We start from the raw sequence: 12302 nt of genomic DNA on the forward strand, positions 1-12302 counted from the left end.
TTACATGGCGCGCTTCAGGGCGTCACACAAGGTCCGCAGCACGGTGACGCGGGCGTGGCGTTTGTCCTCGGCGGCGACGACATTCCACGGCGCCCGGGGCGTCGAGGTGCGGGCGATCATCTCCTCGGCCGCTTCCGCATAGGCGTCCCATTTCAGACGGTTGCGCCAATCGTCCTCGGTGATCTTGAACTGCTTGTACGGAATTTCCTTGCGCGCCTCGAAGCGGGCCAGCTGCTCTTCCTTGCTGATCGCCAGCCAGAATTTCACCACCAGGGTATCCGCCGCGCCGAGCTCCGCCTCGAACTCGTTGATCTCACCATAGGCCCGGCGCCAGTCGGCCTCGCTGCAGTACCCTTCCACCCGTTCCACCAGAACGCGCCCGTACCAGGACCGGTCAAAGATCGCCGTATGCCCCAGGCGCGGCACCCGCCGCCAGAAACGCCACAGATAGGGGCGGGCCAGCTCTTCTTCCGCCGGCGCGGCGATGCGGTGCACCCGATACCGGCGCGGATCGAGCGGCCGGGTGACCCGGCGAATGGCGCCACCCTTGCCGGCCGCGTCATTGCCCTCGAAGGCAAGGACCAGCGACATGTCGCGAAACGCCTTCTTGTCGGTGAGCTGCGCCAGCTCGGCCTGCCAATGCGCCAGCTCCTCCTGGTAGAGATCCTTGTCCAGACTGCGGGTCAGATCCACCGAGGCAAGCGCACCGGACAGGCCGCAGGACGCCTCCGAAGACGCGGGTGCCGTATCGGCGGACGCCTCGGGCGCCGCGTCCCCCGCCTCGACCGGCGAGCTCTTCGTCAGCCGTCTGGTCAGGGCCATTTCGACACAGCGGCCCAGCGCCAGATCCCGGGCCTGCGGATCCTGCGAGGGGATGACCATCCACGGTGCGGCGGCGGTCGAGGTCGTCAGCGCCGCGTGTTCGAAAATCCGCTGCGCCTTGGCAGACCGGCGAATATCGGTCCATTCCGCCAGAATGCGGCGGCCGCGCGCCTTCTTCTTCAAGGGCTTCAGCCGCTCCTTCTGAACATCCGGCGGCAGCGAGAACCAGAACTTGAGGAGCAGCACCCCCTCATCGGCCAGCAATTGCTCGAACCGGTTGATGGCTGTCAGCCGCCGGTTCAGCTCCTCTTCGTCGATCTCTTCCAGCACCCGGTCGCGCAAGGGCTCGTTGTACCAGGAAGACACGACAATGGAGGTCTGCCCGTTGGCCGGCAGATCGCGCCAGTAGCGCCACAACGGCGGGCGGCGGCGCTCATCCTCGCTCGGCGCGTCATAGGCGTTGCAGATGACATGGCGCACATCCATCCACTCCTGCAACCGTGCAATCGCCTCATTCTTGCCCGCACCATCGACACCGGCAATGACGATGATCACCGAGAACGGCTTTTCCTCGATCAACTGGATCTGCGCCCCGAGCAGATCGGTCCGCAAGGCAGGCTCCAGCGCCTTGTATTCGTCCTTCGACAGGCTTTCTGGCGTTGCAACGGCTTGAAACACACCCGATCTCCCCTGCAGATTCGCCATCATGCTAACGCGAAGCGACGGTGGATCGAACGGGCTTTGACCATCGGAGGTAAAAAGACATGGAAAAACCATCTGCAATCGGATGTTACAAGGATTGGCGGATTGCCGCTGAGCGCGTACATCTGACCCTGTTCCTTTCCCCGCCCGGACGTTGCACCCGTCCCCGCGCGACCTGATTCGAGCGACACCCCGTGACCGATCTCCTCAACCAGCTTGTCTCCTTCATTGGCGAAAACCCGTTGCTGGCCAATGCGGTGGTGTTCCTGATCGCCATGGGCGAGGCCCTGTTCATCATCGGCCTGTTCGTGCCCTCCACCGTGGTGCTGGTGGGAGCGGGCACCCTGGTCGGGCTCGGCAAGCTGGATCCCTGGCCGATCTTCCTGTGGACCACCTTCGGCGCCATCGTCGGCGACGCGGTGTCCTACTGGATCGGCCATGTCTACAAGGACCAAATCAAGCTGGTCTGGCCTTTCAGCCGCTACCGATCCCTGGTGGAACGGGGCGAGGACTACTTCCGGCGCCATGGCGGCAAGAGCGTCTTCATCGGCCGTTTCGTGCCCGGCGTGAAGGCGATCGTACCGGGCATCGCCGGCATGGTCGGCATGAACGCCACAAGGTTCACGATCATCAACGTGACTTCCGCCATTGCCTGGGCGATCAGCCATCTCGGCCCCGGCTTCATCGCCGGCACCGCCTTCAGCGCCCTTGGCGAGATCAGCGGCCGGCTCGCCACCATGCTCGGCGTCTTCCTCGTGCTGCTGTTCGTCGCGGTGATGATCGCCCGCTGGGTGATCCTGATCATCCTGCCGCTCTACGCCGGCAGCCGCGAGCGGATCGTGGGCTGGTTCGCACGTCGGCCGGACCGGGTCTCGCTCTGGCTGGCGCGGATGTTCGACCCGAAACACCCGCGCTCGGCCGGCATGCTGGCCTCATCGCTGTTGCTGCTGATCAGCGTTCCGGTGTTCGTGGCCCTGGCCGCGGCGATCTCGCCCGACAACGGGTTGCAGCGGGCGGACACGGCAATCCGCAACCTGTTCCTCGGGCTGCGCACGCCGGTCGGCGACGACATCATGACCTTCCTGACCATGCTCGGCGACGGCTTCGTGACCAGCATCACCGCGCTGGTCGTGGTGATCTACCTGTTCGCCCGGCGCGCCTGGCGGCGCGGCACCGGATTTTTGATCGCCATTGCCGGCACCGCCATCTTCGTGCCGCTGTTCAAGCTGCTCGTGCACCGCAGCCGGCCGATCGACATCTACACCGGCGCCGATGCCTTCTCCTTCCCCAGCGGTCACGCCACGCTCAATACCGTGCTCTACGGGCTGATCGCCGTTCTCGTGGCCCATGACCGCTCGCCGCTGGTCAAGGCCGGCGTCTTCTCCGTCACGGTGGTTCTGGTCGGCGCCATCGCCTTCTCCCGCGTCTATCTGGGCGCACACTGGACGTCGGATGTGATCGGCGGCCTGACCTTCGGCACGGCGATGGTCGCGGCCTTCGCCTTCGTCTTCGGCTCGATCCACAACGAGAAGATCGGCCGCTGGGCGCTGGCCGGGCTGGTGGCCCTCACCGTCACCGCCGCCGGCGGCACCCATGTGATGCGCAATTTCGACCGGGCCCGCATGATGTACCAACCGCAGGCACCGGTGATCACTCTGGCGGCGGGCGACTGGGTCAAGACGGGCTGGCAGGAACTGCCGGCGCAGCGGATCGAGCTGAACGGCGAACGCGGCGAGCCGCTGATCGTGCAATGGGCCGGCGATCCGCAGGCCCTCGCCCGCGCCCTTGAACCGGCGGGCTATGTGCGCGCGCCGGGCTGGTCGCTGACCACCTTCACCGGCTTCCTCACCGGCCAGACCGCGCCGGAGGACCTGCCCGCCCTGCCGCGCATCCAGAACGGTCACGGTGCCGAACTGGTGCTGATCAAGCAGGATGTCGGCGAGATCGAAAGCGCGCGGGCGGGCCGCTGGGTGCTGCGTCTGTGGCCCAGCGCCTATCGCATCGAGGAGGAAGGGCATGAGGAACCGGTGTTCCTCGGATCGCTCATTCACGAGCGGATCCTGCGGCCACTGAACGAGCTGTCGACCCCGCGCACCGACCAGACCCTGCCCGACCCCGGCGACAACCCGTTGCTGTCGCTGCCAGATGTCATCATCCGCGAACGGGAGGATGGCTCGCCGGTGGTGCTGGGCGGGAAGCTGCCGGATTAGCCGGAACCGCTGGCCTTGAGATATCCGCCAGGTCGAGTTTACGCCGGGGCCGGCTCATCGCGCCCGGAGGCGGCCGACGTCTTGTCCTCCGGCGCACAGTACAGCCCGTGCAAGGTCTCCAGCACCGCCATCACCTCGCGGCTGGCCAGCCGATAATACATGGTCTGCCCCTCGCGCCGGGGCGTGACGAGACCGAGCGCGCGCATCTTCGCCAGATGCTGCGACAGGGCCGACTGGCTGAGCCCCACGCGCTCGGCCAGCGCCCCGACGGATTGCTCGCCCTCGACCAAATGGCACAGCATCATCAATCGCCGGGCATTGGCCATCGAGGAGAGGAGCGCGGCCGCGCGATCCGAATTATGTTCCATCTCTTGTATATTCATACTTGCTAAATTAGCATATTCTCATATATTGGGAACCAGAAAATTCATCCCGGCCGCGCCCGCGCCGCCATCAGGCAAGGGCTTGCGTGCGGGTATCGGCATTCAGATGTGAGGACCCATGACCGAATTCACTCCCCTAACCTCTGCGTTCGGCGGAATGCTGATCGGCCTGGCCGTGGTGCTGCTGATGGGCTTTCTGGGGCGTATCGCCGGTATCAGCGGCATTGTCGGAACGCTGTTTTCCTCCGCCCCCGCCTCGGAGAAGAGCTGGCGTGCCGCCTTTCTCGTCGGCATGATCGTCGCACCGACGGTTCTTTTCCTGATCACCGGCGCCATGCCGACGATTGACGTGCCGCCGACGACGGCCATGCTCGTGATTGGCGGCGTGCTCGTCGGCATCGGCGTATCCTTTGGCAATGGCTGCACCTCCGGACATGGGGTGTGCGGCATGGCGCGCCTGTCAGGCCGGTCCATCGCCGCGACGCTGACCTTCATGGCCACCACCGGGGCCACCGTCTACCTTCTGCGCCATGTGATCGGAGGCTGATCCCCATGACCAAGATTCTCACGTCCTTCCTCATCGGCCTCCTGTTCGGCACCGGCATCGTGATTTCCGGCATGGCGAACCCGGCCAAGATCCTCAACTTCTTCGATATCGCCGGCACCTGGGACCCGAGCCTTGCCTTCGTCATGGGCGGCGCGCTGGTGGTCACCGCAATCGGCTATCGCCTGGTGCTCGCCCGCAAGCATCCGCTGCTCGCCGAAGGCTTCAACCTGCCGACGCGGCGCGATCTCGACGCCCGTCTGCTCGGCGGCGCGGCGGTGTTCGGCATCGGCTGGGGCATTGCCGGCTTCTGCCCCGGCGGCGGCATTCCCGCCCTCGGGCTCGGCCGCAGCGAACCGGTCATCTTCTTCGTTGCCATGCTGGCCGGCATGCTGGCCGTCAAGCTGCTCGAGACCATGCGCAGCCGCACGGCCAACGCAACCTGACCTTCAGTCAAAAACGTCCATTTCCTGCCAAGAGGAGCGTGTCATGACCGCCTCGAATCTTCCCGTCGATACCTCGGTCAAGCCGGAGGTGACGGCCTTCTTCGATCCGCAGACCAACACCATCTCCTATGTGGTCAAGGATCCGGGCTCCAACGCCTGCGCCATCGTCGACAGCGTGATGGACATCGACTACGCCTCCGGGCGCCTGTCGCATGCCTCCGCCGACCGGATCATCGAGCATGTGACCCGGGAGGGGCTCACCACCGAGTGGCTGATCGAGACCCATGTGCACGCCGACCACCTGTCCGCCGCCCCGTATCTTCAGGAGAAGCTCGGCGGCAAGCTGGGCATCGGCGAGAACATCACCATCGTTCAGGACACCTTCGGCAAGGTCTTCAATGAAGGCACCGAATTCCAGCGCGACGGTTCGCAGTTCGACAAGCTGTTCACCGATGGCGACACCTACACCGTCGGCGGCATGACCTGCTTTGCCATCCACACCCCGGGTCACACGCCGGCCTGCATGACCCATGTGATGGGCGATGCGGCCTTTGTCGGCGACACGCTGTTCATGCCCGACGGCGGCACGGCGCGCGCCGACTTCCCCGGCGGCGATGCGGCGGAACTCTACCGCTCGATCCAGAAGGTGCTGGCCCTGCCGCGCGACATGCGCCTGTTCATGTGCCACGACTACGGCCCGAACGGCCGCGACATCCGCTGGGAGACCACGGTCGGCGACGAGCGCGAACACAACATCCATGTGCGCGACGGCGTCACCGAGGCCGAGTTCGTGGCCATGCGCACCGGGCGCGACGCCACGCTCGACATGCCGAAATTGATCATCCCGTCGATACAGGTCAACATGCGCGCCGGCCAGCTCCCGCCCAAGGACGAGAGTGGCAAGACCTTCCTGAAGGTCCCGATCAACGAACTCTGAGGAACGACATACATGCAAAGTGCCAAGGTCGACGACACCATCACCGTGTCGCACCAGATCCAGCCGGACGACGTCCGCCGCATCCGCGAGGCCGGCTTCGTGGCGATCATCAACAACCGGCCGGATGGCGAGGCTGCCGACCAGCCCGCCGGCGCCGAGATCGCCCGGGCCGCCGCCGAGGAAGGGCTCGCCTATGCGGAGATCCCGGTGGGGCGCGACGGCATCGGTCCGGATCAGATCGCCGGCTTTGCCCGGGTCCTTGGCGAGGCGTCCGGTCCGGTGTTCGCCTTCTGCCGCACCGGCACCCGCTCGATCAACCTGTGGGCCCTGACCCAGGCTGGCGAGCGGGACCCGGACACCATTCTCCAATTGGCCTCCGGCGCCGGCTATGACCTGTCGCCGATGCGGCCCGTGCTGGAGCGCCTGACCGAGGGCGCCGGCCAGTAGCGCCAGACGAGCGATCCTATTCCCATGAAGCAGCTCAAAGCCTATCTGCCGATCCTTGACTGGGGTCGGCAGTACACCCGCGATGCCGCCACCAACGACCTGATCGCGGCCATCATCGTCACGATCATGCTGATCCCGCAATCGCTGGCCTATGCCCTGTTGGCCGGCCTGCCGCCGGAAATCGGGCTCTACGCCTCGATCCTGCCGCTGGTCGCCTATGCGGTGTTCGGCACCAGCCGGGCGCTGGCGGTCGGGCCGGTGGCGGTGGTCTCGCTGATGACCGCCTCGGCGGTCGGCGAACTGGCGGCCCAGGGCACGGCGGAATATCTCGGCGCGGCCATTGCGCTCGCCTTCCTGTCCGGGCTGATGCTGCTGGCCATGGGCTTTTTTCGTCTCGGCTTTCTCGCCAGTCTGCTCAGCCATCCGGTGATTTCCGGCTTCATCACCGCCAGCGGCCTGTTGATCGCCGCCAGCCAGTTGAAGCATCTGCTCGGCATTTCCGCCAGCGGGCACACCTTGCTGGAAATCGGCGGGGCACTCGTTGCCAACCTCTCCGCCATCAATCCCTACACCCTGGCCATCGGTATTCCCGCCACCGCCTTCCTGTTCTGGGTGCGCAGTGGCCTGAAGCCGGCGCTGATCCGGCGCGGAATGGGGCCGCGCATGGCCGATGTCTTCGCCAAGGCCGGACCGGTGGCAGCGGTTGCCGTGACCACCATCGCCGCGATTGCGTTCGATCTCGGCGCGAAGGGCGTTCGGCTCGTCGGCGATATTCCCACCGGCCTGCCGATGCCAACGCTGCCGCCCTTCAGCCTCGACCTGTGGGCCCAGCTCGCGGTTCCGGCCCTGTTGATCTCTGTGATCGGCTTCGTCGAATCCGTGTCGGTGGCCCAGACGCTGGCGGCCAAGAAGCGCCAGCGTATCGCGCCGGACCAGGAACTGATCGGCCTCGGCGCCGCCAACATCGCCTCCGCTGTGTCCGGCGGCTATCCGGTGACCGGCGGCTTCGCCCGCTCCGTGGTGAATTTCGATGCCGGCGCGGAAACCCCCGCCGCCGGCGCCTACACCGCGGTCGGCATCGCGCTCGCCACCTTGTTCCTGACCCCGCTGCTGGCCAGCCTGCCGCAGGCGACGCTGGCGGCGACCATCATCGTCGCGGTGCTGTCGCTGGTCGATCTTGGCGCCCTGAAGCGGGTCTTCGCCTATTCGCGCAGCGACTTCACCGCCATGGCCGGGACGATCCTCGTCACCCTTGGCTTCGGCGTGGAAATCGGCGTCATGACCGGTGTCGCCGTGTCGCTGGCGCTCTATCTCTACCGCAACTCGCGCCCGCACATGGCCATCGTCGGTATCGTCCCGGGCACCGAGCATTTCCGCAACATCAAGCGGCACAAGGTGATCACCGGCGAGACCGTTCTGTCGGTGCGGGTCGATGAAAGCCTGTTCTTCGCCAACAGCCGCTATCTGGAAGACCGGCTGCTGGAGCTGGTCGCCGAGCGGCCACGGCTCGCCCATGTGGTGCTGATGTGCACGGCGGTCAACGAGATCGACGCTTCGGCGCTGGAAAGCCTTGAGGAAATCAACCGCCGGCTGAGCGATTCCGGGGTCTCCTTCCACCTCTCGGAGGTCAAGGGACCGGTGATGGACCGGCTGGAGCGCACCGATTTCCTTGACCACCTGAGCGGCCGGGTGTTTCTGACCCAGTATGAAGCCTTCGCCGCCCTTGACCCGACCACCGCGCATATCGCCGAAGCGCGCAGCCCGCGCCGGGCGACCGAACCGAATTTCTGGATCGGCCCGCAGATCTGACCGTTCGGAGCCGGCATGACCGGCGCGGAACCGGAGCGGGCACCGGTCCACCGGGCCCCGGCGACCGGTCTGACCTGGCGGTTCCGACCGGGACGGGGGTCCGGCGTGCTCGCCGTGGTCTTCTCTCAGGCCCGGGTGCCGGAGGGGCGCTTCGGGCTGGAGCGGCTGTTCGCCCGCACCCGGCACGACTGCCTGTTTCTCAATTGCCCGGACGCGCTCTGGTTCCTGGAGTGCGACGACCAAATCGACGCCGCGATCGAAGCGGCCATCGCCGCCTCGCAAGCCCGGCGGGTCGTCTATCACGGGGCCTCCAAGGGCGCCCATGGCGCGCTCCTGACCGGCCTTCGGCGTAGGGACGGGGCGATCCATGCCTTCTGCCCCGAGCTGCGTCTCGGCGTCCCCGGCTCACAAAGCGCGCTTTACCGGCCGCAAGGCGCTGACCCCGGCCCGGACCTCGCCGCCCTTCTGACCGCCGCGCCGACGCCCCACCCGGTGCAGGTGGTGTTCGGCCTGCTCGATCCGATCGACGCCGCCGGCGCCACGGCCCTGGCGGGACGGCAGGACGCCAACCCGATGCTGCACGTGCTGCGGCTGCGCTCCTCGCACGCGGCCCATGACCACCTTTACAGCCTCAACATCATTCGCAAGCTGATCACCCGCTATGACCGGGATCTTGAGGCCATGTGCGCCGAACGCGGACTGATCGCGGAAGACGCGCCCGCCGATGTCGCGCGCTTCGCCGAGGTTGCGAGCGGACTCGTCCTCGGCAACCCGGACGCGCTCGGCGAGGCCCTGAGGGACCCTTATGCCCGCCACAACCCCGGCTATGCCCTGTGTCTCGCCACCGCACTGATCGCCGCCGGACGCTGGGAGGAGGCCGAAGCCCGACTGGCCGAGGCTCAGGCGCTCATCGATGTCGACCCGGTGCTGTCCGGTCTTCCCAAGCGTTGGCGCAAGGCCGTCTGGCAGACGCGGATCGACGGGCGGCAGCGCGCGGGCGACGGGGCCGGCGCGGAGTGCCTACAGCGGATGCTGATGCAGCGCTTTCCCGACGGCACGGCGGATTGAGGCCAATCTTCCTGCGGAAACCGCTCTGCCCGGCACCGTCAGGCGTCCGGCCAGGGCTCCGGCTTGCCGATGTAATCCCCTTGGGCGAGGCGCACGCCAAGCGCGCCAAGCGGGGTGAAACTCGCCTCATCGGCCACATATTCGGCGATGGTCGGCAGGTGCAAGGCTTCGGCGAGGCCGACGATGCCGGAAATGGCTGCCCGCTTGACCGGATCGGTGGCGACATCGGCGGTCAGGCCGCGATCGATCTTGATGATGTCGAAGGTGTTCTCCCGCAAGAGACTGAAGGAGGAGAACCCCTTGCCGAACTCATCAAGCGCCACCCTGCATCCAAGTTGTCGCAAGCCCGCCAGCGTGCGCCAGGCGCGCTCCGTCAGCCGCGCAACGGCGGTTTCGGAAACCTCGACGATCAGACGACAGGCCAGATGCCGCGCCCCATCGAGACGATCAAGCAGATCGTGGGCGAATTCGGGATGGCCGAGGGACTCCGCCGACAGATTGAGCGCCACCGGCAATTCGCCAGGATCTTCCTCCAGCCGGGTCAGAACCCGCTCGACCGTCCAGCCGTCGATCCGGCGCATCAGCCCGTGCCGTTCGGCGGTCGCCAGCAGCATCGAAGACCCTCGCAGGCTGCCGCTCGGCGACCGCAACCGAATCAGAACCTCCTGCATTTCACGCGCGGATGTGTGCACGTCGCGGATAATCATCCGGTGCAGGCACAGGGCGTTCTCGGCCAATGCCTGTTCGATTTCCGCCAGATGGCGGATCTCGTCGCGCCGCCGCGCGGCGACCCGGTCGAAGGCCCGATGTTCCGAAACTTGCCGGCCGCCGGCGGCCTTGGCCTTCATGCAGGCATGGTCGGCCCATTGCAGCACATGGCGAACATCGGGCACGGCCTCTCGCGCCAGGTCCGGATCGACACTTGCCAGCCCGACGCTGGCCCCCGCCCGGAACCGCATGCCCTCCCATGTGAAATGAAAGCCGTCGAACGCCCGCACCACCTTGTCGCAGATCGAACGCGCCGCGATCCGGTCGGCGCCATCGATAACGAGGCCAAACTCGTCCCCGCCAATCCGGGCGGCATGCACCCGGTCGTCTTCAAGTCCCCGCAGCCGACTGGCGATCTCGCACAGGAACCGGTCGCCAGCGCCGTGCCCCACCGTATCGTTGATGATCTTGAAGTCATCGAGATCGATGAACACGATGGAGAAGCCCTGTTTCGCCGCCAGGGCAAGGTCCTGCCTGCGCCCGGCCAGCGCATCCAGCCGGGCCGCCACCCAGGTCTCGAAGGCCCGGCGGTTCGCCGTGCCCGTCAGCTCGTCTTCCAGCGCCAGACGCTCCAGCCGGTTTTCCATGCGGCGGGTTTCGGTCACATCGCGCAAAATCACCACCGCGCCGTCGATATCTCCTTGCTGATTGCGAAACGGCTCCAGCCGGGTGCTGACAATGGCCATGGTCCCGTCCGGGCGTCGCTCCTGCTTGTCGTATTCGATGCGCTCGCCTAGAAAACACCGTTCGAAGCGTTGCTTGACCTCGGCGTGAAAACGCAGCTCGCCGATCACATCGGCCAGATGCCGACCGACGAAACAGCCGGTGCTGGTGCGATGATGCAGGGCGTTGCTCTCATTCGTCATCCGGTAACGGAAATCCCGGCCGATGATGGATATCCTGTCCGACATTTGCGACACGACGCTCCGGTGCATGCGCAAGGCATCCCCCGCCTGCTGCAGGTCGGTGATATCGCGCCCGAAGGCGACGACACCAACCACCGCGCCCGAACCATCGCGCACCGGTTGATATCTCACGTCGAAAAAACGCCGCCCCAGCACCGAATGGTTTACCCAGTCCTGCAGTGTTGCCGGATGGCCGGCCAGGGCACTGTCGAGAAACGGTTTGCGCCGCGAAAACGTCGCCGCGCCGATCAGGTCGGGCAGCCGAATGCCGAGCGTCTCCTCCCGCGTCAACCCGCAGACCACCGCATAGGGCTCATTCGCCTCGGCCACGATGAAATCCGGAGTGCAGACGTAAATCGGGTCCGCCGCAGCCGCGAAAACCGCGCTGTGGAGCTCCAAGGGACCGCTGGCTACTGCCTTGTTATCGTTATCGGTCATAGCCGTCTGTTATCAACGCCCACCCAAGCGGGGCTTGCGCTTTTCACGGCAACACGCCAACCGCGCAACCTGGGAGGGAAGCCGACATCCTATTGTCCAAATCTGCAAATAAACGAACGACAAAGAAAGAGTCGCGCCACACAAACACCACGAAGTATGATAATCGCTCAAACGAGCTGATCGACCTACGTATAAATGAGCTTCATCCGACCGCAAGGTAAACAAACGGATACATGGATATTGGACATATCAAAATGATTCGCAAAGCCGGTATCGGCGCATTGCTCGCAGGGATTTTCGCATTCGCACCGGCCCAGGCCCAGGCCCAGGCCCAGGCCCATGAAGAGTGCGGCAAGGCCTCCTGGTATGAGCTGCGTGGACGAACCGCCAGCGGCGCCATGGCGGACCCGGAAGCCTACACCGCCGCCCACCGGACCTTGCCCTTTGGAACCAAAGTGATCGTAGAGAACCTCGCCAATGGCCGAAAAATTACCCTGACCATTGTCGACCGAGGCCCGTTTGTTCGCGGACGGGTCATCGATGTGTCGCGCCGCGCCGCGCGGGAGCTGGGGTTCAAGTCCAGGGGGGTGACCCGAGTGCGCGTCACCCTGGCCTCGGCGACCTCGCCCGCAGCGGAAAAGACCGGGGCGAAATCGCCAGGATGCCGCTAGGGTCTGGATCGGGATCGCTGCCGGAACCGGATGGCCCGCGTTGGCCGCCTGGCCGGAGAAGTGGCCCTGACCGAGGGGAGGGAGGGGGAACCCCAAGGCCAGGACCGCCGCATCTCCCAATTAGAGACAAAGCAATTGCAACAGGATTCGCG

At 65.9% G+C, this 12302-nt stretch carries 11 protein-coding genes; 8 read left to right on the plus strand and 3 right to left on the minus strand.

Annotated features, from left to right (window positions below):
- Nucleotides 1-1500: a polyphosphate:AMP phosphotransferase gene (pap, locus tag IEV83_RS16890; RefSeq protein ID WP_244628226.1), complete on the minus strand. Its 1500-nt coding sequence runs from the start codon at nt 1498-1500 to the stop codon at nt 1-3.
- 218 nt (nt 1501-1718) lie between these two features.
- On the opposite strand from pap, the gene IEV83_RS16895 reads away from it, so the two are divergent.
- Entirely contained in the window at nt 1719-3734 is a 2016-nt protein-coding gene (locus IEV83_RS16895; protein ID WP_181760058.1) for a bifunctional DedA family/phosphatase PAP2 family protein, read from the plus strand.
- Between the two features lie 38 nt (nt 3735-3772).
- Here IEV83_RS16895 and IEV83_RS16900 read toward each other — a convergent pair whose 3' ends face one another.
- On the minus strand, nt 3773-4102 hold the full coding sequence (locus tag IEV83_RS16900; protein ID WP_308683742.1) for an ArsR/SmtB family transcription factor: 330 nt from the start codon (nt 4100-4102) through the stop codon (nt 3773-3775).
- Nucleotides 4103-4235: 133 nt separating this feature from the next.
- Between IEV83_RS16900 and IEV83_RS16905 the strand changes: the two genes are divergently transcribed.
- Genes IEV83_RS16905 through IEV83_RS16930 form a run of 6 tightly spaced genes read left to right on the plus strand, consistent with a single transcriptional unit; the run spans nt 4236 to nt 9368 of the window.
- Entirely contained in the window at nt 4236-4664 is a 429-nt protein-coding gene (locus IEV83_RS16905) for a YeeE/YedE family protein (RefSeq protein WP_181760060.1), read from the plus strand.
- A 5-nt stretch (nt 4665-4669) separates the two neighbouring features.
- Nucleotides 4670-5107 carry a DUF6691 family protein gene (locus tag IEV83_RS16910; RefSeq protein ID WP_181760061.1) on the plus strand — a complete coding sequence of 146 codons (438 nt, stop codon included), beginning with the start codon at nt 4670-4672 and terminating at the stop codon, nt 5105-5107.
- A gap of 43 nt (nt 5108-5150) precedes the next feature.
- Nucleotides 5151-6044, plus strand: a complete 894-nt coding sequence (locus tag IEV83_RS16915; protein WP_181760062.1) for an MBL fold metallo-hydrolase — start codon at nt 5151-5153, stop codon at nt 6042-6044.
- A gap of 12 nt (nt 6045-6056) precedes the next feature.
- On the plus strand, nt 6057-6491 hold the full coding sequence (locus IEV83_RS16920; RefSeq protein ID WP_181760063.1) for a protein tyrosine phosphatase family protein: 435 nt from the start codon (nt 6057-6059) through the stop codon (nt 6489-6491).
- 24 nt (nt 6492-6515) lie between these two features.
- Nucleotides 6516-8300 (plus strand): SulP family inorganic anion transporter, encoded by a 1785-nt coding sequence (locus tag IEV83_RS16925; protein ID WP_181760064.1) that lies wholly within the window; start codon nt 6516-6518, stop codon nt 8298-8300.
- Between the two features lie 15 nt (nt 8301-8315).
- Nucleotides 8316-9368, plus strand: coding sequence for a hypothetical protein (locus IEV83_RS16930; RefSeq protein WP_181760065.1), 1053 nt, complete (start codon nt 8316-8318; stop codon nt 9366-9368).
- A gap of 38 nt (nt 9369-9406) precedes the next feature.
- Here the strand turns inward: IEV83_RS16930 and IEV83_RS16935 are convergent, their stop codons facing one another.
- On the minus strand, nt 9407-11479 hold the full coding sequence (locus tag IEV83_RS16935; RefSeq protein WP_181760066.1) for a putative bifunctional diguanylate cyclase/phosphodiesterase: 2073 nt from the start codon (nt 11477-11479) through the stop codon (nt 9407-9409).
- A gap of 254 nt (nt 11480-11733) precedes the next feature.
- Between IEV83_RS16935 and IEV83_RS16940 the strand changes: the two genes are divergently transcribed.
- Complete coding sequence (locus IEV83_RS16940) at nt 11734-12150, plus strand: septal ring lytic transglycosylase RlpA family protein (protein WP_181760067.1); 417 nt, start codon at nt 11734-11736, stop codon at nt 12148-12150.
- Nucleotides 12151-12302 lie beyond the last annotated feature (152 nt).

This window comes from Stappia taiwanensis, assembly GCF_014635285.1.
Taxonomy (GTDB): domain Bacteria; phylum Pseudomonadota; class Alphaproteobacteria; order Rhizobiales; family Stappiaceae; genus Stappia; species Stappia taiwanensis.

Coding starts and splice junctions, on each gene's coding strand:
- IEV83_RS16900 (WP_308683742.1), bottom strand. CDS start 4,102: ATGGAACATAATTCGGATCGCGCGGCCGCGCTCCTCTCCTCGATGGCC.
- IEV83_RS16905 (WP_181760060.1), top strand. CDS start 4,236: ATGACCGAATTCACTCCCCTAACCTCTGCGTTCGGCGGAATGCTGATC.
- IEV83_RS16910 (WP_181760061.1), top strand. CDS start 4,670: ATGACCAAGATTCTCACGTCCTTCCTCATCGGCCTCCTGTTCGGCACC.
- IEV83_RS16915 (WP_181760062.1), top strand. CDS start 5,151: ATGACCGCCTCGAATCTTCCCGTCGATACCTCGGTCAAGCCGGAGGTG.
- IEV83_RS16920 (WP_181760063.1), top strand. CDS start 6,057: ATGCAAAGTGCCAAGGTCGACGACACCATCACCGTGTCGCACCAGATC.
- IEV83_RS16925 (WP_181760064.1), top strand. CDS start 6,516: ATGAAGCAGCTCAAAGCCTATCTGCCGATCCTTGACTGGGGTCGGCAG.
- IEV83_RS16930 (WP_181760065.1), top strand. CDS start 8,316: ATGACCGGCGCGGAACCGGAGCGGGCACCGGTCCACCGGGCCCCGGCG.
- IEV83_RS16935 (WP_181760066.1), bottom strand. CDS start 11,479: ATGACCGATAACGATAACAAGGCAGTAGCCAGCGGTCCCTTGGAGCTC.
- IEV83_RS16940 (WP_181760067.1), top strand. CDS start 11,734: ATGATTCGCAAAGCCGGTATCGGCGCATTGCTCGCAGGGATTTTCGCA.